Source organism: Streptomyces sp. NPDC058796, assembly GCF_042745235.1.
Taxonomy (GTDB): Bacteria; Actinomycetota; Actinomycetes; order Streptomycetales; family Streptomycetaceae; genus Streptomyces.
In genome coordinates this window covers 35942-59846 of record NZ_JBHYOP010000005.1, presented here as the reverse complement: position 1 = coordinate 59846, position 23905 = coordinate 35942, and the positions used below count along the sequence as shown (strand labels likewise).

The window sequence follows — 23905 nt, the reverse complement described above, 5'->3', positions numbered from 1 at the left end:
GGCGGTGCTGTTCACGGGGTGTGCTCCAGGAAGTGGGTGGGCAGGGGGTGGCCGGCGAGGTGCAGTACCTCGGCGGCGAGCAGGTCGGCGGCGCGCGCGTGCGGGCCGGGGTCGGCGGCCGACTCCATGGCGGCCAGCCGCGAGGGATCGGCCAGCAGCGGGTCGATCAGCTCGGCGAGCCGCGCCGCGCAGGTCTCGGCGTCGGGGAGCAGGAGACCGGCCCCGACGTCGGTCAGCACCCGGGCGTTGTGGGTCTGGTGGTCGCCGGGGGCGTGCGGGTAGGGCACGAGCACGGCGGGCACGCCGGTGCTGGCGAGTTCGGCGACGGTCGCCGAACCGGCGCGGCAGATCACCAGGTCGGCGGCGGCGTACACCTGGTCCATGTGGTCCAGGTAGGACACCACGCGGGCCACCGGACTGCCCGCGAGCCGGAACCGCGCCTCCTCCAGGGCGTCCGGCCCCGTCTTGATCAGCAGGTGCACGTCGGTGCGCCGCCGCCAGTGCCGGGCCAGTTCCGTCGCCGCCTCGGTGAGCCGGGCGGCGCCGAGGCTGCCGCCGTTGACGACGACCAGCCGCGCACGGTCCGGCACGCCCAGCGCCTGCCGGGCCTCGTGGCGCCGCCCCGCCCGGTCCAGACCGGCGAGGGCCGCCGCGATGGGCATGCCGACGAGGCGGGCCCGCTCCCCGCCGGCGAGGCCCGCGCGGGACCGGTCGAAGGCGACCGTGACGTGCGGCGTGAGCCGGGCGGCGAAACGGTTGGCGCGGCCGGGGACGGCGTTGGACTCGTGGATGAGGCTCGGCAGACCCGACCAACGGGCCCCGAGGATCACCGGGGCGCTCGGGTATCCGCCCATGCCGACCGCCACCTGGGCACGCTGCTCGCGCAGGATCGACCGGCACTGCCCGGCGGACCGCACCAGCGCCGAGGGCAGCAGGTAGCGCCTGGCGCCGAGGGACGGGTCGAAGGGGATCATGTCGACGGTGTGCAGCCGGTAGCCGGCCTGCGGGATCAGCCGGGTCTCCAGGCCCCGCGTGGTGCCGACGAAGGAGATCTCCGCCGCCGGTACGGCGCGGCGCAGCGCGTCGGCGAGGGCGAGCCCCGGGTAGATGTGCCCGCCGGTGCCGCCCGCCCCGATCACCACGGAGAGCCGGGACGGTGGAGCGGGAGGTCCGGCGGGCGGCACGGGGGCCGGCGGGCCGGAGGACGAGTGGGAAGGTCCGAACATGGGCGCCACGGTCACAAGCCGCCCTAAGAAGGTTTTAAGACGCTCCTTTGGCAGGCTGGGCGCGTGCTGAAACGAATCCTGGTGGTCGACGACGAGCCCGAGGTGCGGGCCGCGGTCGAGGACGGACTCACCGTCGAGGGCTACGCGGTGCGGGGCGCCGCCGACGGCCTCGCGGCCCTGTCCGAGCTGGCCGCCTGGCAGCCGGACGCCGTCGTCGTCGACGTGATGATGCCGGTGCTGGACGGGCTGGGGTTCTGCCGTCAGTTGCGGGCCGTCGGCGACCGTACGCCGGTGCTGGTGCTGACCGCGCTGGACTCGGTCAGCGAACGGGTCGACGGGCTGGACGCCGGGGCCGACGACTACCTGGTCAAGCCGTTCGCGCTGGACGAGCTGACCGCGCGGGTGCGGGCCCTGCTGCGCAGGGCGGACACCGGCGCGCCGGAGCCGGGCGACCGGCTGTCCTACGCCGACCTGGTGGTGGACCCGGCGACGCGCACCGGGCGGCGCGGGGACCGGGCCATCGATTTCAGCCGGACCGAGTTCGCGCTGCTGGAGGAACTGTTGCGCAACCCCGGGCAGGTGCTCACCCGGGAGACGCTCTTCGAGCGGGTCTGGGGACGCGACTTCGGGCCCGGCTCCAACTCGCTCGCGGTCTACGTGGGCTATCTGCGCCGCAAACTGGAGGCGGAGGGCGAACCGCGCCTGGTGCACACCGTGCACGGGGTGGGCTACCGCCTGGGCGCGGCATGAACCGGCCGGACCCGTCCACCGCCGAAGGCAGCCCCGCCACCACCGCCTCCGGCACCACCCGGCCCCGGCGCCGGTGGTGGCGCGGTGTCGTGCCGCGCCCCCGCCGCCTGCGCTCCCGGCTGGCGCTGGCGGCCTCGGCCGCCGTCGTCCTCGTCACCGTCGGCGTGTGCACGGCCTCGTTCTTCGTCCTCCGCTACAAGCTCTACCAGCAGGTCGACCAGAGCCTCGCCCAGTCGGCCACCCTCGTCGCACGGGAGGACCGGGACGGCGAGCCGGCCGTCCTGCGCGGCGAATGCCGCTACCTGGGCGCCCCGGCCTGCGCCCAGACGGTCCCGCCCCACCGCGCCGACGATCCGGCGGAGCGGTACGTCCTGCCCGTGTCCCCGGCGGTCCGCGAGGTCGCGGCCGGACGCCGGGCGCCCTACTACCGGGACATCACCGTCGACGGGCACCCCGCCCGCATGCTCACCACGACCTTCGGCCACGGCACCGCCGTCCAGGTGGCCCTGCGTTCCGACGTGGCCGAGCGTGGTGTGCGCCAGACCGCCTGGCTGCTGATCGGCGTCGGCGGGGCCGGCGTGGTCGTCGCCGGACTGCTCGGTCACGCCGTCGCCCGCACCGGCCTGCGCCCCGTCACCCGGCTCACCGCCACGGCGGAACGGGTGGCCGCCACCCGCGATCCGCGCCACCGCATCGAGCTCCCGCCGGGCGGCCGGCACCGGGGCGACGAGACCACGCGGCTGGCGACGACCTTCAACACCATGCTCGACGAGCTGGACCGCTCGGTCACCGCCCAGCGCCGCCTGATCGCCGACGCCTCGCACGAGCTGCGAACCCCGCTGACCGCCCTGCGTACCAACGCCGAACTCCTCGCGCGTGCCGACCGCCTTCCCCCGGACCGGCGCGAGCGGGCGGCCGGCGCCCTGGTCCGGCAGCTGGAGGACGTCACCAGCCTGGTCAACGACCTGATCGAGCTGGCCCGGGACGAGGAACCGCAGCCGCTCCTGGAACAGATCGACCTCGCCACCCTCACCCGGCACGCGGTGGACACCGCCCGCGAGCGCTGGCCCCACCTCACCTTCACCCTGGAGGTCGCCGACCGCGCGGCGGGCGTGCTGCGCCCCGGCATCCCGGCGCGGCTGGCCCGGCTGCTCGGCAACCTGCTGGACAACGCGGCCAAGTTCAGTCCGCCGGGCGGGACGGTCGAGGTAGCACTGACCGAGCGGGAGCTGACCGTGCGCGACCACGGGCCCGGCATCGCGGCCGAGGACCTGCCGCACATCTTCGACCGCTTCTACCGGGCGCCGTCCGCCCGCGCACTGCCGGGTTCGGGGCTCGGGCTGGCGATGGCCCGCCAGATCGCCCGCACACACGGCGCGGAACTCACCGCCGAGCGGGCACCCGGCACGGGGGCGCTGTTCCGGCTGACCCTGTGAGTCCGGGGACCGAAAAGGGGGGCGTGGCGTCCTGCGGCGCCCGGACCACCGGCGGCTCCCCGCGCGGCAGCGACAGGGCGGTGCGCAGTGCCGCGGCCTGCGCGGCGCCGATGCGGTCGGCCAGGACGCCTCGATGACCGCGAGTCCGGGACTTGTTCCTCCCGGGACGAGCAGGCCGTGCACGGCCTGCTCGGCGGTCCGGCGGGTGACGCCGAGGCGGCGGGCGCTCGGCGGTGCCCTCCGGGTCCAGGAACGCGAGCACCTGGCCCTGCGCGACACTCAGCGGCTGCTCGGCGGCCGCCAGGCCGTCGTCGAACCAGCGCTTGGCAGCGGCCAGTCGCGGCGGCATGTGCGGTGCAGAACGACGTGACCTTCCTGCCCGACCACCGGTGGCGCACGGGATCACCTTGAGAGCCCCGCACGCCCGTGCCCGCCTCGCACGTGATACAAGCGGACATGACCATTTCGCCCCACCCCGTACTTCTGGACGGCCGTCCGTGACCGCCGGCATCGACACCCCGGACCGCCGCGGCCGCACCGGACTCGACCGGGCCGGTCAGGACCTGACCGGCAACCCCCGGGTCAAGATCACGGACGTACGGCTGCTCTCCAGCCACTGGTACGTCGAACGCACCACGACCTTCCAGTTCCAGCGCGCCGACGGCACCTGGAGCACCCAGGAACGCGAGACCCACGACCGCGGCAACGGCGCCACCGTGCTGCTGTACGACACCGAACGCGGAACCGTCCTCCTCACTCGCCAGTTCCGGCTCCCCGCCTACGTCAACGGCCACCCCGACGGCATGCTGATCGAGACCGCCGGCGGGCTCCTCGACGACGAGGACGAGCACCCCGAGATCGCCGTGCGCCGCGAGGTCGTGGAGGAGACCGGGCACACCGTCGGCGAGGTCCGGCACGTCTTCGACGTCTACATGAGCCCCGGCTCGGTCACCGAGCGCGTCAGCTTCTACGCCGCCGCCTACGGCCCCGCCACCCGCACCCACGAGGGCGGCGGCCTCGACGAGGAGGGCGAGGACATCGAAACCCTCGAACTGCCCTTCCGCCGGGCCCTGGAGATGATCCGGACCGGCGAGATCGCCGACGCGAAGACGATCATGCTGCTCCAGTGGGCGGCACTGGAGGGCCCGTTCGCCGGCCTCGGCCCGGACGCCGGGGACGGTGGGTCCACCGGGGCCGGGAAAAGCGATGGCCCGCCCCGCCTCCGGTGACTACCGTCGCCCGGTGTGGACACCACGGACCCGAAGGACATCGTGCGGCGCGGCTACGACGCCCTGGCGGCACGCTACGACGAGGCGTACGGAGGTGACACCAAGTACCGGCCGTGGCTCGACGAACTCCGCCGGCTGCTCCCGGCCGCCGGCACCGTCCTCGACCTCGGCTGCGGCAGCGGCGTGCCGGTCGCCCGCACCCTGACCGACGCCGGGCACCCGGTCACCGGCGTCGACATCAGCGAGGTGCAGATCCGCAGGGCGCGCGAGCGGGTGCCCGGCGCCGAGTTCCACCGCGCCGACGTCACGGACGTCGCCTTCGAGCCCGGCTCCTTCGACGCGGTGGTCTGCTTCTACGCCCTCATCCACCTCCCGCTGGCCGAACAGCCGCCGCTGCTGCGCCGGGTCGCCCGCTGGCTGCGCCCGGGCGGCCGGTTCGTCGCCACCACCGGGCACGGCGCCTGGACCGGCACCGACGAGGACTGGCTCGGCGGTGGCGCCCCGATGTGGTGGAGCCACACCGACGCCGCCGGCTACCGGGAGTGGATCACCCGGGCCGGACTGACCGTCGAGCGCGAGGAGTACGTGCCGGAGGGTGACGGCGAGATCCGGCACGCCCTCTTCTGGGCGCGCAAGCCCGTCAGCCCCTGACCAGCAGCTGGAAGTCGAAGGCGTACCGGGAGGCCCGGTAGACGTGCGTCCCGTACTCGACCGGCCGGCCGGTGTCGTCGTACGCCGTGCGCCGCATGGTCAGCAGGGCGGCGCCCTCCTTCTCGTCGAGCCACGCGGCCTCCTCGCGGGCGGCGGTGCGGGCGCCGACGGTCTGGCGGGCGCTGTGCAGGGTGATGCCACACGCGCGCATCATCCGGTACAGGCCCGTCGACTCGAGCCTGGCACCGTCCAGGTCCAGCAGCCCGGCCGGCAGGTAGTTGCACAGCAGCGCCACGGGCTGGCCATGGGTGAGGCGCAGCCGTTCCAGGACGGAGACCTCGCCACCCTCCGCGATGCCGAGGGCCGCCGCCACGTCGGCGGGGGCGGGGACGGTCTCGTTGCGCACCACCCGCGTGGTGGGTCCCTGCCCCGCCGCCTCCAGGTCGTCGTAGAGACTGCTCAGCTCCAGCGGGCGCTTGACCTGGCTGTGCACCACCTGCGTGCCCACCCCGCGCCGCCGGACCAGCAGCCCCTTGTCGACCAGGGACTGGATGGCCTGGCGGACGGTGGGCCGGGACAGCCCGAGGCGGACGGAGAGGTCCACCTCGTTGCCCAGGAGGTCGCCCGGGGCGAGGACACCGTGCTCTATCGCCGCCTCCAGCTGCTGGGCGAGCTGGTAGTACAGCGGCACCGGACTGCTCCGGTCCAGGGCGAAGTCCAGGGTGCTGAGCGCGGTGACGGTCACGGCACGTGCCCGGTCGCCGGTTCTCGCCATGGACGTACCTCCCTTGCGTCGGTGACGGGCTCTCAGAGGTGGCGGCGGCGGTCGGCGACCGCCCGTTCGTACTGCGCGCGGGCGTCGGTTGCGGCTTCGCGGGCGGACACCTCGGCCACCGGCACGTCCCACCAGGCCTCGGCGGCGGGGGCGGTCGGCGTGGGATCGGTCTCCACGTAGACGCAGGTCGGACGGTCCGACGCGCGGGCCGTCCGCAGGGCCTCGCGCAACTCCCGCACGGTCTTGGCGCGCAGCACCTCCATGCCGAGGCTGGCCGCGTTGGCGGCGAGGTCGACGGGCAGCGGAGCCCCGGTGAAGGAGCCGTCGGGAATCCGGTGGCGGTACGCCGTGCCGAACCGCTCGGCGCCCACCGACTCGGACAGACCTCCGATGGAGGCGTAGCCGTGGTTCTGGACGAGGATCATCTTCACCGGCAGGTTTTCCTGCACGGCGGTGACGATCTCCGTCGGGTTCATCAGGTACGTGCCGTCGCCGACCAGGGCCCACACCGGCGTGCCCGGCGCGGCCTGCTGGACGCCGAGCGCGGCCGGGATCTCGTAGCCCATGCAGGAGTAGCCGTACTCCAGGTGGTACTGGCGCGGGGAGCGGGCCCGCCACAGCTTGTGGAGGTCACCGGGGAGCGACCCGGCCGCGTTGATCACCACGTCCTCGTCGCCGACGACCGCGTCCAGCGCGCCCAGCACCTGGGTCTGGGTGGGGACGGCGCTGTCGTCGTCGGCGCGGTAGGCGGTCCGTACGACCTCCTCCCAGCGGGACTTGCCCGCGCGGTACTCGGACTCGTACGCCGCGTCCACGCGGTGGCCGGACAGTGACTCCGTCAGTGCCGTGAGCCCGGCCCGGGCGTCGCAGACCAGGGTGCGGGCGGCGAGCTTGTGGGCGTCGAAGGAGGTGATGTTGAGGTTCAGGAAGCGGACGCCGGGGTGCTGGAAGAGGGTGCCGGAGGCGGTGGTGAAGTCCGAGTAGCGGGTGCCGACGCCGATCACCAGGTCGGCGGTGCGGGCGAGGTCGTCGGCCACCGTGGTGCCGGTGTGGCCGATGCCGCCGAGGTCCGCCGGGTGGTCGTGGCGCAGCGCGCCCTTGCCGGCCTGGGTGGAGGCGACCGGGATGCCGGTGGCGTCCACCAGCGCCCGCAGCTCCTCCTCTGCCTCGCTGTGGTGGACGCCGCCGCCCGCGACGACCAGCGGGCGCTCGGCGGCGCGGACCGCTCGGACCGCCTCGGCCAGTTCCACCGGGTCGGGGGCCGGACGCCGCACCCGCCAGACGCGGTCGGCGAAGAACTCCTCGGGCCAGTCGTACGCCTCCGCCTGCACGTCCTGGGGGAGCGCGAGGGTGACGGCGCCGGTCTCGGCCGGGTCGGTGAGTACGCGCATCGCCTGGAGCGCGGAGGCCACCAGGGCCTCGGGACGGGTGATCCGGTCGAAGTAGCGGGAGACGGGACGCAGGGTGTCGTTGACCGACACGTCGGCCTCGGTCGGGTGCTCCAGCTGCTGGAGCAGCGGGTCGGCGGCGTGCGAGGCGAAGTAGTCGCCGGGGAGGAGGAGGACCGGGAGGCGGTTGATCGTGGCGAGCGCGGCGCCGGTGACCAGGTTGGTGGCGCCGGGGCCGATGGACGTCGTCACCGCCTGCGCGGACAGGCGGTTCAGGTGGCGGGCGTGGCCCACGGCCGCGTGCACCATGGCCTGTTCGTTGCGGCCCTGGTGGTACGGCATGACGTCGGCGTACTCGACGAGGGCCTGGCCGATCCCGGCCACGTTGCCGTGGCCGAAGACGCCCCAGGTGCCGGCGATCAGGCGGCGCCGCACGCCGTCGCGTTCGGTGTGCTGGGCGGCCAGGAAGCGCACCAGGGCCTGGGCGGTGGTCAGTCGGCGGGTGGCGGCGGCGCTCATGCGGACCTCTCCGGTGCGGTGTAGAGGGGGAGTCGGGGGTCGACGGCCTGCTCGGGCCAGGTGTCGCGGATCCAGGCGTGGTCGGGGTGGTCGCGGATCAGCCAGGCGCGTTCGGCCTCCGGGCCGGCCATGACGTTGAGGTAGTACATGTGGTGGCCGGGGACCGCCATCGACGGTCCGTGCCAGCCGTCGGGGATCAGTACGACGTCTCCGTCGCGGACCTCGGCCAGCACGTCCGTGCCCTGCCCGTGCCCGGAGGGGGAGACGCGCTGGTAACCGAGGCCGGGGACGCCCTCGTGGGGCGCGAACTCGAAGTAGTAGATCTCCTCCAGCACCGACTCCTCGCCGGGGCGGTGCTCGTCGTGCTTGTGCGGCGGGAAGGACGACCAGTTGCCGCCGGGGGTGAGGACCTCGACCGCGATGAGCTTGTCGCACTCGAAACCCTGTTCATCGCCGCCTCCGGCGGGGGCAGCGGCACCGAAGTTGTTGACCTGACGCGAGCAGTTGCCGCTGCCCCGCAGCTCCACCGGCACCGACGACGCCGGTCCGTAGCGGGCGGGCAGGCGGCGGGTGCAGCGGGCGCCGGTGAGGGCGAAGCGGCCGCCGCCGCGGGAGGTCACGGTCGTACGGGCGTCGCGCGGTACGTACGCGAAGTCACTGACGCCGCTGAACACGCTGTCCCGGCCGGTGAGTTCGAAGGTCTCCTGGCCGAAGTCGTCGGCCGTGGCGACCGCGCAGCCGCCGCTGAGCGGGAGGACGATCCACTCGCTGTCCCCGCTGTCGAAGGTGTGGCTGCCGCCGGGCGGCAGGTCGAGCACGCGCAGGGCGGCGTGGCCCCAGCCGGCCTTCTCGGGCGTCACGTCGACGGTCAGCACACCGTCCGCCGTCTTGCCCGCCGGGAGGTGGTACGTCATCTCCTCTTCCCCTCTCGTCGTGTCTCGTCGTGTCCGCTTCGGTCACAGCAGTCCGACCGCCGTGTCCACCGCCTGCTCCACGCTGCCCTCGGCCGGGTAGAGCAGCGAGCGGCCGACGACCATGCCCTGCACGGTGGGCAGCCGGAGCGCCTTGCGCCAGCGTTCGTAGGCGGCGGCCTGGTCCGCGGGGGAACCGCCTATGTCACCGCCGAGCAGGACGGCGGGCAGCGTGGAGGTCTCCAGGACCTCGCCCATGTCGTCCGGGTCCTGGGTGACGGGCAGTTTCAGCCAGGTGTAGGCCGACGTGCCGCCCAGCCCCGAGGCGATGGCGATGGACCGGGTGACGGCCTCGGCGGACAGGTCGTTGCGGACCCGGCCCCCGACGCGGCGGGAGATGAACGGCTCGACGAAGACGGGCAGTTCACGCGCGGCCATCGCGTCCACCGCGCGGGCGGTCGCCTCCATGGTGGTCAGCGAGCCGGGGTCGTCGTAGTCGATGCGCAGCAGCAGCTTGCCCGCGTCGAAGCGGAGGCGCGCGATGTCCTGCGCGCGGTGGCCGGTGAAGCGGTCGTCCATCTCGAAGGCGGCGCCCGCCAGACCGCCGCGGTTCATGGAGCCCATGACGACCTTGCCGTCCAGCACCCCCAGCAGCAGCAGGTCCTCCAGCACGTCGGCGGTGGCGAGCACCCCGTCGACGCCGGGCCGGGACAGTGCCGTGCACAGGCGTTCCAGCAGGTCGGCCCGGTTGGCCATGGCGAGCCCGCGGTCGCCGACGCCGAGCGCGCCGCGCGCCGGGTGGTCGGCGGCCACGATCATCAGGCGGCCGGAGGCGCCGATCAGCGGTCGGCGTACCCGGCGGGCCGCCGCCTCGGCGATCGCCTCCGGGTGGCGGGCTCTGACCGCGGTGAGGTCGGGGATGCTGAGGGACAAGGCGTTGCTCCGTTCAGGGAGTGGCTCGCGCGAGGAGGTCGTCGACCTCCGCCCCGGTGGGCATCGCGGAGGAACAGGCGAGACGGGAGGCGACGAGGGCGCCGGCCGCGTTGGCGTACCGCATGGTCCGCTCCAGGTCCCAGCCGGAGAGCAGACCGTGGCAGAGCGAGCCGCCGAACGCGTCGCCCGCGCCGAGGCCGTTGACCACCTCGACCGGCACCGGTGGCACCTCGGCGCTGCGGCCGTCGCGGTGCACGGCGAGGACGCCCTTCGGGCCCTGCTTGACCACGGCCAGCTCGACGCCGGCCGCCAGCAGCGCCTCGGCACAGGCGCGCGGTTCGCGTACGCCCGTGGCGATCTCGCACTCGTCGACGTTGCCGACCGCGACGGTCGCGTGCCGCAGCGCCTCGGAGTAGTACGGGCGGGCCTGGCCGGGGTCGGTCCAGAACATCGGGCGCCAGTCCAGGTCGAAGACCGTGGTGCCGGACTTCGCTCGGTGGGCGAGGGCGGTGAGGGTGGCCGTGCGGCTCGGCTCCTCGCTCAGCCCGGTCCCGGTGATCCAGAAGACGGAGGCGGCGCGGATGGCGTCGAGGTCCAGCTCCCGCGGGTGGATCTCCAGGTCGGGGGCTTTCGGACGGCGGTAGAAGTACAGCGGGAAGTCGTCCGGGGGGAAGATCTCGCAGAAGGTGACCGGGGTCGGGTACGCGGCGACCGGGGTGACCCAGCGGTCGTCGACGCCGAACTCCTTGAGCGCCCGGTGGAGAAAGCCGCCGAACGGGTCCTCGCCCGTGCGGGTGATGAGGGCCGTGGCACGGCCGAGCCGGGCGGCGGCGACCGCCACGTTGGCGGCCGAACCGCCGAGGAATTTGCCGAAGGTCTCAACCTCCGCCAGGGGTACGCCCGTCTGCAAGGGATAGAGATCGACCCCGATGCGGCCCATCGTGATCAGATCGAAACGCGGGACTGACTCGGCCATGTGCGACGCTCCTCGGGCTGGGCGGGGGCCTGCCGCCTCCCAGGTGTATGACTCCCGGACGACCATGTCAATAGTTTGTACTTACATTCGGACCTGTGAGTGAAATGATGTCTTGACAAAGTATTGACAGCGGGCGTTTCAAGGACTTGTATCCGGACCCAGCGCAGCAACAGCCGTTCTTCTCCGGTCTGGCACACGGCTTCCCCGTCGCACAGTCGCACAGTGAGGTGCAGGAAAGATGGACCGCTCTTCGCACGCCCGCTCCCGCGGATTCGCCCCCGCCGTGGCCCTCGCCGCCGCAGCGGCCCTGACCCTCGCCGGCTGCTCCAGCGGCTCCGGAGGGAAGAAGGCCGACGAGGAAGGGGACTCGGGCGCCTCCGCGGGCAAGGCGAACACCCCTCGCATGACCGTCGCCCTGGTCACCCACCAGGCGCCCGGCGACACGTTCTGGGACATTGTCCGCAAGGGTGCCGAGGCCGCCGCCGCCAAGGACAACATCAAGCTCGTCTACTCCGCCGACCCGAACGCGGGCAACCAGGCCAACCTGGTGCAGAACGCGATCGACCAGAAGGTCGACGGCATCGCCGTCACCCTCGCCAAGCCGGATGCCCTGCGGGGCGTCCTCGGCAAGGCGGAGAAGGCCGGGATACCCGTCGTCGGGCTCAACTCCGGCCTGGCGGACTGGAAGGAGCTCGGCCTGCTGGAGTTCTTCGGCCAGGACGAGAGCGTGGCGGGCGAGGCGTTCGGCAAGAAGCTGAACGAGGTGGGTTCCGAGAAGGCCCTCTGCGTGATCCACGAACAGGGCAACGTGGGTCTGACCCAGCGCTGCGACGGCCTGAAGAAGACCTTCGAGGGCTCGGTGGAGAACCTCTACGTCAACGGCGCCGACAAGCCCTCGGTGAAGGCGACGGTCACCGCCAAACTGCAGGAGGACAGCGACATCGACCACGTCGTCACCCTCGGTGCCCCGTTCGCCATGACCGCCGTGCAGTCGGTGGACGAGACGGGCAGCAAGGCCAAGGTCGCCACCTTCGACCTCAACAAGGAGCTGACCGGCGCCATCGACAAGGGCGACATCGAGTTCGCCGTCGACCAGCAGCCCTACCTCCAGGGCTACCTCGCCGTCGACGGCCTGTGGCTCTACAAGAACAACGGCAACTACAGCGGCGGCGGTGAGCAGCCGGTGCTGACCGGCCCCGCCTTCGTCGACAAGTCCAACGTCAAGGCCGTCGCCGGGTTCGCCGCGAAGGGCACCCGGTGATGAGCATGACCCAACAGGCTGAGCCGGCGGTGGACACACCGCCGGCCCCCGGCCCGAAGGAGACCGACGGGCGGACCAGGCAGCGTTCCATGACGCTGCGTCTGCTCGCCCGGCCCGAGGTCGGCGTCTTCCTCGGTGCCGTCGCCGTGTTCATCTTCTTCCTGATCGCCGCGCCCACGGTCCGCGAGGGCGGCTCCATGGCGACGGTGCTGTACCAGTCGTCCACCATCGGCATCATGGCGCTGCCGGTGGCGCTGCTGATGATCGGCGGCGAGTTCGACCTGTCGGCCGGTGTCGCCGTCGTCACCTCCGCGCTCACCGCGAGCATGCTCAGCTACCAGCTGACCATGAACGTCTGGGTGGGCGTGATCGTCGCCCTCGTGGTCTCCCTCGCGGTCGGCGCCTTCAACGGCTGGGTGCTGGTGAAGACCGGCCTGCCGAGCTTCCTGGTGACGCTCGGCACCTTCCTGATCCTCCAGGGCGTGAACCTCGCGGTCACCAAGCTGGTCACCGGCAACGTCGCCACCGACGACATCAGCGACATGGACGGTTTCGACCAGGCCAAGGCCCTCTTCGCCTCTTCCTTCGACCTCGGCGGCGTCCAGGTGAAGATCACGGTCGTGTGGTGGCTGGCCTTCGCGGCGCTGGCGACCTGGGTGCTGCTGCGCACCAAGTACGGCAACTGGATCTTCGCGGTCGGCGGCAGCAAGGAGTCCGCCCGCGCGGTGGGCGTCCCCGTCACCTTCACCAAGATCACCCTGTTCATGCTGGTCGGCTTCGGCGCCTGGTTCGTCGGCATGCACCAGCTCTTCTCCTTCAACACCGTGCAGTCCGGCGAAGGCGTCGGCCAGGAGCTGATCTACATCGCCGCGGCCGTCATCGGCGGCTGCCTGCTCACCGGCGGCTACGGCTCCGCCATCGGCCCCGTCTTCGGCGCCTTCATGTTCGGCATGGTGAACCAGGGCATCGTCTACGCCGGCTGGAACCCCGACTGGTTCAAGGCCTTCCTCGGCGTGATGCTGCTCGGAGCCGTCCTCATCAACCTGTACGTCCGCCGCGCGGCGACCCGGAGGTGACCGCGATGACCAGCAAGACCCCCGGCACCCACGGCGCCGTCCTCGCCGACCCGGCCCCCGGGCGGGACCGGCCGATCGTCGAACTGCGCGGCGCCGGCAAGGCCTACGGCAACATCCGCGCCCTGCACGGCGTCGACCTCGCCGTCCACCCCGGACGGGTGACCTGCGTCCTCGGCGACAACGGCGCCGGCAAGTCCACCCTCATCAAGATCATTTCCGGGCTGCACCAGCACACGGAGGGCGAGTTCCTCGTCGACGGCGAACCGGTGCGCTTCAGCACGCCGCGCGACGCCCTCGCCCGGGGCATCGCCACCGTCTACCAGGACCTCGCGACCATCCCGCTGATGCCGGTGTGGCGGAACTTCTTCCTCGGCTCCGAGATGACCAAGGGCCCCTGGCCCGTCCGCCGTCTCGACATCGCCCGCATGAAGCGGACCGCCGACGAGGAACTGCGCCACATGGGCATCGTCCTGGACGATCTGGAACAGCCCATCGGCACCCTCTCCGGCGGCCAGCGCCAGTGCGTCGCCATCGCCCGCGCCGTCTACTTCGGCGCCCGTGTCCTCATCCTCGACGAGCCCACCGCCGCCCTCGGCGTCAAGCAGTCCGGCGTCGTCCTCAAGTACATCGCCGCCGCCCGCGAACGCGGACTCGGCGTCATCTTCATCACCCACAATCCCCACCACGCCTACCTGGTCGGCGACCACTTCAGCGTGCTGCGCCTGGGCACCCTCGAACTGAGCGCCGCCCGCGCCGGCATCACCCTCGAAGAACTCACCAACCACATGGCGGGCGGCGCCGAACTGGCCGCCCTCAAGCACGAACTGGCACAGGCCGGCGGCGTGGACGTGGCGGCGCTCCCCGAGGAGCCGGAGGCTCCCGCGGCCGGCGGCCCGGCCCCGGCCGACGACACGACCGCGTCCGACGACACCACCGTGTCCGGCGCCGCCGCACCCGCCGAAGGGAAGGCCTGACATGCCCACTGCCCTGGACCGCATCCGCGTCGGCTCCGCCCCCGACTCCTGGGGCGTCTGGTTCCCCGACGACCCGCGGCAGGTCCCCTGGGAACGCTTCCTGGACGAGGTCACCGAAGCCGGCTACGAGTGGATCGAGCTCGGCCCCTACGGCTACCTCCCCACCGACCCCGCCCGCCTCACCGACGAGGTGACCCGGCGCGGCCTCAAGGTCTCCGCCGGCACCATCTTCTGCGGTCTGCACCGCGGCCCCTCCGAATGGGACGGCACCTGGGAACAGGTCAGCCGCGTCGCCGCCCTCACGCGGGCCATGGACGCGAAGCACCTAGTCGTCATCCCGTCCTTCTGGCGCGACGACAAGACCGCCGAGATCCTGGAGCCGCCGGAGCTGACCGGCGAGCAGTGGTCCCACCTCACCAAGGGCATGGAGCGACTCGGCCACGAGGTGCGGGAGCGCTACGGCCTGGACGTCGTCGTCCACCCGCACGCCGACACCCACATCGACACCGAGGAGCACGTCGAGCGCTTCCTCGACGCCACCGACTCCGACCTGGTGAGCCTCTGCCTGGACACCGGCCACTACGCCTACTGCGGCGGCGACAGCGTGAAGCTGATCGAGACCTACGGCGAGCGCATCGGCTACCTCCACCTCAAGCAGGTCGACCCGGAGATCCTCGCCGACGTGCGGGCGAACGGCGTCCCGTTCGGGCCGGCCGTGCAGCGCGGGGTGATGTGCGAGCCGCCCGCCGGAGTGCCCGAACTGGGGCCCGTGCTCACCGCCGCCCAGGAGCTCGGTGTCGACCTGTTCGCCATCGTCGAGCAGGACATGTACCCGTGCGAGCCGGACCAGCCCCTGCCCATCGCGGCACGCACCCGGAAGTTCCTGCGCTCCTGCGGCGCCTGACGGTCGCGCCGGCGGGGCACGGGTCCCGCCGGCGCGCCTCTCGGCGGGCCGTTGTCAGCGGTGCGCGCTAGCGTGCGGAGCACTGGCCCTTCGTCCCGTTCCGGGAGGCAGTCATGACCTCGCGTCTCAATCCCTACCTGAGCTTCGACGGCGACGCCCGACAGGCGATGGAGTTCTACGAGCAGGTGTTCGGCGGCACGCTGTCCCTGAACACCTTCGGCGAGTCCGGCATGCCCGACAGCGCCTACACCGACAAGATCATGCACGCCATGCTGGAGACACCGGGCGGCTTCACCCTGATGGCCTCGGACACCCCGCCCGGAATGGACCACACCCCGGGCACCAACTTCTCGGTGAGCCTCAGCGGTGACGACGAGGCCGAGCTGCGCGGCTACTGGGAGAAGCTGTCCGCCGGCGGCTCCGTCGCCGTGCCGCTGGAGAAGCAGATGTGGGGCGACGTCTTCGGCATGTGCACGGACCGGTTCGGCGTCCCCTGGATGGTGGACATCACCGAGCCGGCGGGCTGATCGCGCTCCGCCGGCCCGTCCTGACCGGCCTCAGGCCCGCCTGACCTCCGCCACCGTCACGGGGCGGTGCTCCCGCAGCGACAGCGTGCACGCCTCGGCGATCCAGCCCGCCTCCAGCGCGTCCTCGATCGTGCAGGGGGAGGGGCGGGCACCCGCGACGACCTCGGTGAACGCGGTCAGCTCGGCGCGGTAGGCGGCGGCGAAGCGGTCCATGAAGAAGTCGTGCGGCACACCGGCCGGGAAGGCCGTGCCGGGCTCGACCGAGCGCAGCGGCAGCTTGTCCTCCAGGCCGACCGCGATGGAGTCGGCGAAGCCGTGGATCTCCATGCGGACGTCGTAACCGCGCGCGTTGTGACGGCTGTTGGAGACCACGGCGATCGTGCCGTCGTCCAGCGTGAGGACCGCGCCGGTGGTGTCCGCGTCGCCCGCCTCCCGGATGAAGTCGGCACCCCGGTTGCCGCCGACGGCGTACACCTCGCTCACCTCGCGGCCCGTCACCCAGCGGATGACGTCGAAGTCGTGCACCGCGCAGTCGCGGAAGATGCCGCCGGAGGCGGCGATGTACGCGGCCGGCGGCGGCGCCGGGTCCAGCGTGGTCGACCGCACGGTGTGCAGCGCGCCCAGTTCACCTCCCTGTACGGCCGCCCGCGCCGCGACGAAGCCGGCGTCGAAGCGGCGGTTGAAGCCGATCTGCACCGGCACGTCACGGCCCGCGACCGCCTTGAGCACCTCCACGCCCTCCGCCATGGTGCGGGCGACGGGCTTCTCGCAGAAGACGGGCACGCCGGCCTCGACGGCGGCCAGGATCAGGTCCGGGTGGGCGTCGGTCGCCGCCGCGACCACCACACCGTCCACCCCGGCGGCCAGCACCGCCTCGGGGGAGTCCGCGATCTCGGCGCCGAACCGCTCGGCGGCCGCCTTCGCGGCGTCCGCGAACGGGTCGGCGACGACCAGCGAGCCGACGGCGTCCAGGGAGGAGAGGGTCTCGGCGTGGAAGGCGCCGATGCGGCCGAGGCCGAGGATTGCGATGCGCATGCTTCTCGTTGCTCCTTGTGCGTGTTCTGCCGTGCCGGGTCCGCGGTGCGTGATCGCCGTGCCGGGCGGCCCGCGGGGAGTGGATGTCGTGCCGGGCCGCGTACTCAGTCCAGTCCGCCCAGGACGTTCTGGTCCCAGTCGATCACCGAGCCCGTGACCACGCCGGACCGGTCCGACAGCAGCAGGACCACGAAGTCGGCGATCTCGTCCGGCTGCCCGAGCCTGCCCATCGGCAACCGCGCACCGGCCCGCTCGCGCCAGTCGTCCCCGGCGCCGTGGAAGGCCCGCTGGGTGGCGTCCTCGCCCTCGGTCGCCGTCCAGCCGATGTTCAGGCCGTTGATCCGCACCCGGTCGAAGCGGTGCGCGTGCGCGGCGTTCCTGGTGAGACCCGCCAGACCGGCCTTCGCGGCGACGTACGGCGCCAGGAACGGCTGCCCGCCGTGCGCCGACGACGTGATGATGTTGACGACGGTGCCGGGCGCGCCCCGGCCCACCATGTCAGCGACCGCCGCCTGCATCGCGAAGAACGGCGCCCTGAGGTTGATCGCGATGTGCTGGTCGAACAGCTCGGGCGTGGTGTCCAGCAGCGTCCCCCGGGACGTCAGCCCCGCCGAGTTGACCAGGCAGTCGACCCGGCCGTACGCCTCCACCACCCGGCCCACGGAGGCCTTCGCCTCTCCCGCGTCCGCCAGGTCGGCCCGCACGAACACCGCCTCGCCGCCCGCCGCCGTCAGCTCGGCCACCAGGGCCTCGCCGGGCTCCGGGCGCCGCCCCGTGACGGCAACGGCCGCCCCCTCCCGGACGGCGGCCCGCGCGATCGCGGCACCGACGCCCTGGCTGCCGCCGTTGACCAGGACGGCCTTCCCGTCGAGCAGGCTCACCGCGGCCCCCCGCTCTCCCGGCGTCCGGCACCGGCCCGCAGCTCGGCACGGAGCACGTCCGGCGCCCACTCCTCACGCAACGCCCGCCGCACGACGTCCGCCTGGGCGGGCGGGGCCAGGCCGTCCACCGGCGGATCGCTGTCCAGATCGGTGGGGAACGGGTAGCCCTCGGCGCTCGCGGCGACCACGTTCTCCAGCCACTGCTCGCCCGCCCCCTCGGCCCTGCGCTTCAGCAGCACCGGGAAGACGGCGTTCGCGACCGCCTCCCGGTCCACGGTCTCCATCGCCCGGCCGAAGGCCGAGGAGATCTGCAGCAGGTTGGCCATGCGGCGGATGCCGGACGAGCGGTTGGTGCCCGCCGCGTGGAACAGGGCCGGGCTGAAGAAGACCGCGTCGCCCTTGGCGAGGGGCAGCTGCACGTGGCGCGACTCGAAGTAGGCCCGGAACTCGGGAAGCCGCCAGGCCAGATAGCCCGGCTCGTACTTCTGGGAGTGCGGCAGGTACATCGTCGGTCCCGACTCCACGGGCATGTCGCAGTGGGCGACCGCGCCCTGGAGCGTCAGCACGGGGGAGAGGCGGTGCACGTGCGCCGGGTAGGCCGCCGCGGCCTCGGCCGACAGGAAGCCGAGGTGGTAGTCGCGGTGCACCGTCTGGGCGGCACCGCCCGGGTTGACCACGTTGATCTGCGAGGTGACCTGGTAGCCGGGGCCCAGCCAGGACCGGGCGACCAGGGCCAGGACGTCGTTGGCGTAGTAGTCGGCGAAGGCCTCGGGGTCGTGCAGGGCGGCCTTCTCCAGCGCGTTCCACACCCGGTCGTTGGCTCCCGGCGCGGCGAAGTGGTCGCCGGCGGTGGCGCCCGAGGCGCGCTGCCCGTCGATCAGCGCGTCGAACACCGCGGTGGCCCGGTCGACGACCTCCGGGTCCGGGAAGGCGCCCTTGAGGACGACGATGCCGGGACCTTCGGCGAGGGCGTGGACCAGCTCTGCCGCCGTCTCCTCGTCGTCGCGCAGCTCCCCGGCGTCGTACACGGGGACGTTCCGCTCCACGGCGGCGGCCCGCGGGTACGCGGACGGGTCGGTCGGCTGCTCGACGAGCGCGCGGAAGGCGCCGAGGTCGCAGTCGCGTTCGGACAGGTGGGCGCGGTGTGCGGGGACGGGCGCTGCGGACATCGTCGTCCTTTCGCTGACAGGGGCGACGCGGTGCTGCCATTCTTGTCCTGACAAACGCGTCGAACAACCAGCGGGCGGCCATCAAAAACCCCTCAGAGCGCGCCGCGGGAGGAAGCCGAGGAGCCGGTCATGGGACACCCCTTCCCGATCCGGGAGATCGCCCGGCAGGCGGGCCTGAGCGAGGCGACCGTCGACCGGGTGCTCAACGGCCGCGGCGGCGTGCGCGAGAGCACCGCGTACGAGGTGCGCCGGGCCATCGCCGACCTGGACCGCCAGCGCACCCAGGTCCGGCTGGTCGGCCGCACGTTCATGTGCGACATCGTGATGCAGGCCCCGGAGCGCTTCTCCACCGCCGTGCGGGCCGCACTGGAGGCCGAACTGCCCGCCCTGCAACCGGCGGTGGTGCGCTGCCGGTTCCACTTCCGCGAGACGGACCCGGCCGGGGAGCTGACCGAGACCCTGGACCGGATCGCCCGGCGCGGCTCCCAGGGGGTGATCCTCAAGGCCCCGGACGTCCCCGAGGTGAACGCCGCCGTGAGCCGGCTGGCCGCCGCGGGCATCCCCGTCGTCACCCTGGCGACGGACCTGCCCGCCGGCCCCCGGGTGGCCTACGTCGGCATCGACGACCGGGCGGCCGGCGCGACCGCCGCCTACCTCATGGGCCAGTGGCTCGGCGACCGCCCCGGCAACGTCCTCACCAGCCTCAGCAGCGGCTTCTTCCGCAACGAGGAGGAGCGCGAGATGGGTTTCCGGGGCGTCATGCGGGCCCGGCACCCCGGACGGGCCCTCGTCGAGATCGCCGAGGGGCAGGGCCTGGACGCCACCCAGTACGACCTGGTGCGTGCCGCGCTGGAACGCGATCAGGACATCCGGGCGGTCTACTCGATCGGCGGCGGCAACATCGCCACCCTGCGCGCCTTCGAGGACCTCGGCCGCACCTGCGAGGTGTTCGTCGCCCACGACCTCGACCAGGACAACACCCGCCTGCTGCGAGAGCGGCGCCTGTCCGTCGTCCTCCACCACGACCTGCGCCAGGACCTGCGCGAGGCGTGCCGCCACGTGATGCGGGCCCACGGCGCCCTCCCGCCCGCCGGTCCGGCGCGGCCGTCGGCGATCCAGGTCGTCACCCCGCACAACATGCCTCCCGACACCGCGACCGTGTGACACGCGGCGCCGCCCCGGGCGTGTGGCGCGGCCGTCCGCGTCGTCGCTCATACCGTCGGTCGCATGTGGAAATCGACTCCGGCCGGGGGTCCCGAGCGGGTGGTGGCGCTGGCCGACGGCGTCTTCGCGATCGCCATCACCCTGCTCGTCCTCGACTTCTCGGTGCCCCGCGACCTGGACTCCGCGGCCTACCACGCCGCACTGCGCGACCTCGCCCCCAACCTGGGTGCGTACGTGCTCAGTCTGCTGGTGCTCGGACTGTTCTGGCGCGACCACCGCCGGATCTTCGGCTTCGTCGAACGGGTCGACGGCCAGGTGATCACTCTGTCCCTGGTGGGCCTGGGCGTCGCGGCACTCGTCCCCTTCCCCACCAAGCTCATCTCCGAGTACGGGGACGAGCCGGTCTCCGTCGCCGTCTACGCGGCGGCGATCGCCGCCCTGGGCGCCTCCCACCTCGCCCTGCTCGCCGTGCTCGCCACCCGGCCCCGGCTGCGCGGCGACGCGGCACCCGAGGAGGGGTTCTGGCTCTTCGGCCTGGACATCGCGGCGACGACGGTGGTATTCGCGCTGAGCATCCCGCTCGCCCTGGCGGTCGGTCCCGCGGCCATGTGGAGCTGGCTCGTGCTGGTCCCGGTGCAGGGCCTGCTGGGCCGGTGGGCGATGCGCGCCCGCCGCGACGCCCTCACCCGGGAATCCGGGGACTGACCCAGGTGCCGCGCTCGGCCGACCGGGCCATCGCGTCCAGTACGGCCGCGCTGTGCACGGCGTCCGGCAGGGTGGCGCCGTACGGGGTGGCCTCCGCGATCGAGCGCAGGAAGCGGTGGGCCTCCACCACCTTGAGGTCGTCGTAGCCCATGGCGTTCGCGGCCCCCGGCTGGAAGGCCGCGAACTCGCCGTGCGCCGGGCCGACGTAGACCGTGCTGACCGGCTGGTCCTGGTACTCCGTGCCGCGGCTGACGCCCAGTTCGTTCATCCGGCGGAAGTCCCAGAACACCGCGCCCGTGGTGCCGTGCACCTCGAAGCCGTAGTTGTTCTGCTCGCCGACCGAGACCCGGCAGGCCTCCAGCACCCCGCGGGCGCCGGAGGCGAAGCGCAGCAGGCAGCTGACGTAGTCCTCGTTCTCGACCGGCCCCAGCTCGCCGCCGGCCGCCCGAGCGTGACCGGCGGTGGCGGCGGCGGGCCGGGCCCGCTGAGGCAGGAAAACGGCCGTGTCGGCGGTCAGCGACGCGATGTCACCGAGCAGGAACCGGGCCAGGTCCGCGCCGTGCGAGGCCAGGTCGCCGAGCACCCCACTCCCGCCGCGCTCCCGCTCGTAACGCCAGGTCAGCGCACCTTCGGGATGGGCGGCGTAGTCGCTGAACAGCCGGATGCGGGCATGGGTGACGGTGCCGATCTGCCCTGTCGCGATCAGCTCGCGGGCGGCCTCCACGGCGGGCGCGTTGCGGTAGTTGAAGCCGACCGTGCCCTGCACACCCGCCTTGGCGACCGCCTCGGCGACGGCCTGTGCGTCGTCGACGGACAGGCCGACCGGCTTCTCGATCCAGATGTGCTTGCCGGCCTCGGCCATCGCCACGGCGATCTCCCGATGGAGGAAGTTCGGCGCGGTGATGCTGACCGCGTGGACCCGCGGGTCCGCGGCCACCTCGTGCCAGTCGCGGGCGGTCGAGGCGAAGCCGAACTGCGCGGCGGCCTCCTCGGCCCGCCCCGGCACCTCCTCGGCGACCGTCACCAGCTCGGGACGGAGGGCGAGCCGCGGATAGTGGTGGCGGACCCGGGCGTACGCCTGGGTGTGCACCCGGCCCATCCAGCCGAAACCGACGACGGCGACACCGAGTGCGTCCACCATGAGAGCCCCTCTTCGGACCGGTCCCTGCGCTGTCCCGCCCACCCTGTGCGGAGCTTCGGCATCATGTCAACCTTTTGACAGGACAAAGCCCGGCCGGATGTCCCGCCGGCCCAGGTTGATCGAGTACGCCTTGCGCAGCGTCTCGTGCACCGTCCACGTCGTGCGGTCGCCCTCGCGCAGCACGGCCAGGTCGCCAGCTCCGACCGTCAGTGTCGGACCGCCCGCCACCTCGATGGTGGCCGAGCCGCTGAGCACCACGAACATCTCGTCCGCCTCGGTGTCGGTGACGACGCCCGGGGTGATCTGCCAGACCCCTCGCACCTGGCGGCCGTCCGCCGACTCCCAGACCACCTTGCCGGTCACTTCGGGGGTGCCGGAGACGATCTGCTCGGGGGCGAGGGGCTCGGGTTCGAGCTCGGTGTCGGGGACGTGGACGACGAAGCTGTTGGTCATGCGGTGACGCTAGCCGGGGCCGAGGGGACCACGGGGGCGACAGTGTGTGGCGTATCCGGTGGGGCGTACGGACACATCGTCGGGCCCGCCGGCGCGTACCGGCGGCCTCGGGGGGTACCGGGCAGGTGCCCGGCCGCTAGTGTGGCGATCATGGTGCAGTGGGAACTCCGGCCGGCGTCGGCGTCGGACGTGGAAGCCGTCGCCGAGTTGCGGGCCGTGGTGCTGCGGCCGGATCTGGAGCGACTCGGCCGGTACGACGGGCGCCGGGTGCGGCAGCGGCTGAGGGACGGCTTCGACCGGACGCACACCTGGGTGATCCAGGTGGAGAACGCCTTCGCCGGCTGTGTGGCGCTGCGACCGGCTCGGGACGCCCGGTGGCTGGAGCACTTCTACCTCGCCCCGCGCCTCCAGGGCGCCGGGATCGGCTCGGCCGTACTGCGCGAGCTGCTGACGGGATGCGACCGCGGCGGTGACCTCGTCCGCCTCAACGTGCTGCGGGGCAGCGCGGCCCGGAGGCTGTACGAGCGGCACGGGTTCACCGTCGAGACCGAGGACTCGGTGGACGTGTTCATGGTCCGTGAGCCGGTCGGACCCGGACCGGCCGACCCGTCACCGCCCCCGGCGTGAGAGCCACGCCGCCGTCACCGCGCCGGAGACGTTGTGCCAGACGGAGAACACCGCCGCCGGCAGGGCCGCGAGCGGGCTGAAGTGGGCCGTGGCCAGGGAGGCCGCGAGGCCGGAGTTCTGCATGCCGACCTCGAAGGCCATCGCGCGGCTCGCCGGTTCGCCGAGCCGGCCGAGGCGCCCCGCGCCGTAACCGAGCGCCAGCCCGAGGCCGTTGTGCAGGACCACGGCGAGGAACACCATCGCCGCGGCCGACTTGATGGCGTCGGCGCTGCCCGCCACCACCACCGCCACGATCACCGAGATCGTCACCGCCGACAGCCAGGGCAGCGCCGGCAGCGCCCGCTCCACGTACCGTCCCGCCAGCAGCCGCACCGCCAGCCCCGCGAGGACCGGCAGCAGCACCGTCTTGAGGATGTCGGCGACCATGGACCCGGCGTCCACCGGCAGGTACTCGCCGGCCAGCAGCAGCGTCAGCGGCGGGGTCACCAGAGGGGCGACGAGGGTGGAGACCGTCGCCACGGAGACCGACAGGGCGACGTCGCCCCGCGCCAGGTACGTCACCACGTTGGAGGCGGTGCCGCTGGGCGCGCAGCCGACGAGGACGACACCGGCCGCGAGCTGCGGGGGGAGGTCGAGCAGGTGGGCGACGGCCCAGCCGAGTCCCGGCATGATGACGTAGTGCGCGACCAGCCCGAGGGCCACCGCCCAGGGGCGCTTCACGACCCCGCGGAAGTCCTCGGGCGTCATGGTGATGCCCATGCAGAACATCACGACACCCAGCAGGTACGGCACCGCCTCGCTCCACCCGGTGAAACTCCCGGGGAGCAGCAGGCCGAGGGCGCCGGCCAGGAGGACGAGGACGGGGAAGACGGTCACGGCACGGCGCGCGGAGCGGTCGCCGGTGACGTCATGGCTGAGCTGTTCGGGTCGTTCGGTACGCACCGTGCGAGGTAACGCCCGCCGGGAGGCCGGTCGCAACGCCGTCTCGCGATGTGATCATCAAGGTGGTCGTGGCCGGCCGCACCATCGGCGTGCCCGTCCCGCGGATGAGGTAGGCTTGACCAGCGCGATCACACGCAAGCGTGGACGCGCGACGGGACGTGGCGCAGCTTGGTAGCGCACTTGACTGGGGGTCAAGGGGTCGCAGGTTCAAATCCTGTCGTCCCGACGTGAAGCAACAGGCCAGAGGCCGTA

General features: G+C 72.9%; 24 protein-coding genes and 1 tRNA gene. 13 read left to right on the top strand and 12 right to left on the bottom strand.

Annotation, left to right across the window (positions count from 1 at the left end; genetic code table 11):
• Positions 1-11: 11 nt before the first annotated feature.
• Positions 12-1139 carry a glycosyltransferase gene (locus ACFW47_RS14505; protein WP_386306109.1) on the bottom strand — a complete coding sequence of 376 codons (1128 nt, stop codon included), beginning with the start codon at positions 1137-1139 and terminating at the stop codon, positions 12-14.
• A gap of 150 nt (positions 1140-1289) precedes the next feature.
• Between ACFW47_RS14505 and ACFW47_RS14500 the strand changes: the two genes are divergently transcribed.
• From ACFW47_RS14500 to ACFW47_RS14485, 4 genes are all read left to right on the top strand, one after another.
• On the top strand, positions 1290-1976 hold the full coding sequence (locus tag ACFW47_RS14500) for a response regulator transcription factor (protein WP_386278016.1): 687 nt from the start codon (positions 1290-1292) through the stop codon (positions 1974-1976).
• On the top strand, positions 1973-3412 hold the full coding sequence (locus ACFW47_RS14495) for a sensor histidine kinase (RefSeq protein WP_386278014.1): 1440 nt from the start codon (positions 1973-1975) through the stop codon (positions 3410-3412). Before ACFW47_RS14500 ends, ACFW47_RS14495 begins: the two co-directional genes overlap by 4 nt.
• A gap of 497 nt (positions 3413-3909) precedes the next feature.
• Entirely contained in the window at positions 3910-4641 is a 732-nt protein-coding gene (locus ACFW47_RS14490) for an NUDIX domain-containing protein (RefSeq protein ID WP_386278010.1), read from the top strand.
• A 15-nt stretch (positions 4642-4656) separates the two neighbouring features.
• Positions 4657-5292, top strand: a complete 636-nt coding sequence (locus ACFW47_RS14485; RefSeq protein ID WP_386278008.1) for a class I SAM-dependent methyltransferase — start codon at positions 4657-4659, stop codon at positions 5290-5292.
• Here the strand turns inward: ACFW47_RS14485 and ACFW47_RS14480 are convergent.
• The 5 genes from ACFW47_RS14480 to iolC are packed head-to-tail and all read right to left on the bottom strand — an operon-like array spanning position 5282 to position 10794.
• The gene (locus ACFW47_RS14480; RefSeq protein ID WP_386278006.1) at positions 5282-6067 is read right to left on the bottom strand and encodes a GntR family transcriptional regulator; all 786 of its coding nucleotides are present in this window, start codon (positions 6065-6067) and stop codon (positions 5282-5284) included. The genes ACFW47_RS14485 and ACFW47_RS14480 overlap by 11 nt on opposite strands.
• Positions 6068-6099: 32 nt before the next feature.
• The gene (gene iolD, locus ACFW47_RS14475) at positions 6100-7974 is read right to left on the bottom strand and encodes a 3D-(3,5/4)-trihydroxycyclohexane-1,2-dione acylhydrolase (decyclizing) (protein WP_386278004.1); all 1875 of its coding nucleotides are present in this window, start codon (positions 7972-7974) and stop codon (positions 6100-6102) included.
• Positions 7971-8888, bottom strand: a complete 918-nt coding sequence (gene iolB, locus ACFW47_RS14470; RefSeq protein ID WP_386278002.1) for a 5-deoxy-glucuronate isomerase — start codon at positions 8886-8888, stop codon at positions 7971-7973. The genes iolD and iolB overlap by 4 nt, the downstream gene beginning before the upstream one ends.
• A 42-nt stretch (positions 8889-8930) precedes the next feature.
• Positions 8931-9818: a deoxyribose-phosphate aldolase gene (locus tag ACFW47_RS14465; protein ID WP_386278000.1), complete on the bottom strand. Its 888-nt coding sequence runs from the start codon at positions 9816-9818 to the stop codon at positions 8931-8933.
• A gap of 13 nt (positions 9819-9831) precedes the next feature.
• A complete protein-coding gene (gene iolC / locus ACFW47_RS14460; protein WP_386277998.1) occupies positions 9832-10794 on the bottom strand; it encodes a 5-dehydro-2-deoxygluconokinase in 963 nt (320 codons plus the stop codon).
• 238 nt (positions 10795-11032) lie between these two features.
• On the opposite strand from iolC, the gene ACFW47_RS14455 reads away from it, so the two are divergent.
• From ACFW47_RS14455 to ACFW47_RS14435, 5 genes are all read left to right on the top strand, one after another.
• Positions 11033-12055 carry a sugar ABC transporter substrate-binding protein gene (locus ACFW47_RS14455; RefSeq protein WP_386277996.1) on the top strand — a complete coding sequence of 341 codons (1023 nt, stop codon included), beginning with the start codon at positions 11033-11035 and terminating at the stop codon, positions 12053-12055.
• The gene (locus tag ACFW47_RS14450) at positions 12055-13131 is read left to right on the top strand and encodes an ABC transporter permease (RefSeq protein ID WP_386305949.1); all 1077 of its coding nucleotides are present in this window, start codon (positions 12055-12057) and stop codon (positions 13129-13131) included. The genes ACFW47_RS14455 and ACFW47_RS14450 overlap by 1 nt, the downstream gene beginning before the upstream one ends.
• 5 nt (positions 13132-13136) lie before the next feature.
• Positions 13137-14105: an ATP-binding cassette domain-containing protein gene (locus ACFW47_RS14445; RefSeq protein WP_386305948.1), complete on the top strand. Its 969-nt coding sequence runs from the start codon at positions 13137-13139 to the stop codon at positions 14103-14105.
• A 1-nt stretch (position 14106) separates the two neighbouring features.
• Entirely contained in the window at positions 14107-15009 is a 903-nt protein-coding gene (locus tag ACFW47_RS14440; RefSeq protein ID WP_386305947.1) for a sugar phosphate isomerase/epimerase family protein, read from the top strand.
• 113 nt (positions 15010-15122) lie between these two features.
• Positions 15123-15536 (top strand): VOC family protein, encoded by a 414-nt coding sequence (locus ACFW47_RS14435; protein WP_386305946.1) that lies wholly within the window; start codon positions 15123-15125, stop codon positions 15534-15536.
• A gap of 30 nt (positions 15537-15566) precedes the next feature.
• On the opposite strand, the gene ACFW47_RS14430 is transcribed toward ACFW47_RS14435, so the two are convergent.
• The 3 genes from ACFW47_RS14430 to ACFW47_RS14420 all read right to left on the bottom strand — a co-directional run bounded on the left by ACFW47_RS14430 (position 15567) and on the right by ACFW47_RS14420 (position 18621).
• Positions 15567-16571 (bottom strand): Gfo/Idh/MocA family oxidoreductase, encoded by a 1005-nt coding sequence (locus ACFW47_RS14430; RefSeq protein WP_386305945.1) that lies wholly within the window; start codon positions 16569-16571, stop codon positions 15567-15569.
• A 104-nt stretch (positions 16572-16675) separates the two neighbouring features.
• Positions 16676-17452 (bottom strand): SDR family oxidoreductase, encoded by a 777-nt coding sequence (locus ACFW47_RS14425; RefSeq protein WP_386305944.1) that lies wholly within the window; start codon positions 17450-17452, stop codon positions 16676-16678.
• Positions 17449-18621: a phytanoyl-CoA dioxygenase family protein gene (locus ACFW47_RS14420; protein WP_386305943.1), complete on the bottom strand. Its 1173-nt coding sequence runs from the start codon at positions 18619-18621 to the stop codon at positions 17449-17451. The genes ACFW47_RS14425 and ACFW47_RS14420 overlap by 4 nt, the downstream gene beginning before the upstream one ends.
• 129 nt (positions 18622-18750) lie before the next feature.
• Here ACFW47_RS14420 and ACFW47_RS14415 point away from each other — a divergent pair, with 129 nt between their 5' ends.
• Both ACFW47_RS14415 and ACFW47_RS14410 read left to right on the top strand, forming a co-directional pair.
• On the top strand, positions 18751-19785 hold the full coding sequence (locus ACFW47_RS14415) for a LacI family DNA-binding transcriptional regulator (protein WP_386305942.1): 1035 nt from the start codon (positions 18751-18753) through the stop codon (positions 19783-19785).
• Positions 19786-19848: 63 nt separating this feature from the next.
• Complete coding sequence (locus ACFW47_RS14410) at positions 19849-20490, top strand: TMEM175 family protein (protein WP_386305941.1); 642 nt, start codon at positions 19849-19851, stop codon at positions 20488-20490.
• Here the strand turns inward: ACFW47_RS14410 and ACFW47_RS14405 are convergent.
• Complete coding sequence (locus ACFW47_RS14405) at positions 20468-21631, bottom strand: Gfo/Idh/MocA family protein (protein WP_386305940.1); 1164 nt, start codon at positions 21629-21631, stop codon at positions 20468-20470. The genes ACFW47_RS14410 and ACFW47_RS14405 overlap by 23 nt on opposite strands.
• Before the next feature lie 66 nt (positions 21632-21697).
• A complete protein-coding gene (locus ACFW47_RS14400) occupies positions 21698-22084 on the bottom strand; it encodes a cupin domain-containing protein (RefSeq protein WP_386305939.1) in 387 nt (128 codons plus the stop codon).
• Positions 22085-22234: 150 nt separating this feature from the next.
• On the opposite strand from ACFW47_RS14400, the gene ACFW47_RS14395 reads away from it, so the two are divergent.
• Positions 22235-22711 (top strand): GNAT family N-acetyltransferase, encoded by a 477-nt coding sequence (locus ACFW47_RS14395; protein WP_386277970.1) that lies wholly within the window; start codon positions 22235-22237, stop codon positions 22709-22711.
• Here the strand turns inward: ACFW47_RS14395 and ACFW47_RS14390 are convergent.
• On the bottom strand, positions 22694-23653 hold the full coding sequence (locus tag ACFW47_RS14390) for a bile acid:sodium symporter family protein (protein ID WP_386277968.1): 960 nt from the start codon (positions 23651-23653) through the stop codon (positions 22694-22696). The two genes, ACFW47_RS14395 and ACFW47_RS14390, sit on opposite strands and share 18 nt — an antisense overlap.
• A gap of 152 nt (positions 23654-23805) precedes the next feature.
• Here ACFW47_RS14390 and ACFW47_RS14385 point away from each other — a divergent pair.
• Positions 23806-23879: transfer RNA gene (locus tag ACFW47_RS14385), tRNA-Pro, on the top strand.
• Positions 23880-23905 lie beyond the last annotated feature (26 nt).